Source organism: Clostridioides sp. ZZV14-6153, assembly GCF_020657855.1.
GTDB lineage: Bacteria > Bacillota > Clostridia > Peptostreptococcales > Peptostreptococcaceae > Clostridioides.
The window spans coordinates 1-257 of record NZ_JAGWCZ010000101.1; the positions used below are offsets into that span (position 1 = coordinate 1).

At 22.6% G+C, this 257-nt stretch carries 1 protein-coding gene; it reads left to right on the top strand.

Annotated elements, in window-relative coordinates:
* A partial coding sequence (locus KGF46_RS20475) for a transposase (protein WP_227854985.1) occupies positions 1-257 on the top strand: 257 nt, incomplete at both ends.

A 257-nucleotide genomic window follows, 5' to 3' on the forward strand; every position in this document is an offset into this window, starting at 1 on the left:
AATAGTTAAAAGTGGTACAGTAAGTCAAAAATCTAATAGATACTATGTATCTATATTAGTTGAGGAAGATGATATTCGAGTATCTAAATGTACTAATGAAGGAATAGGTATTGACTTAGGAATTAAAGATTTTTTAATATGTTCAGATAAAAAGAAGTTTAAAAATATAAATAAAACTTCTACAGTTAAGAAAGTTGAGAAGAAATTAAAAAGAGAACAAAGAAAACTTTCAAGAAAATATGAAAGTTTAAAAATAA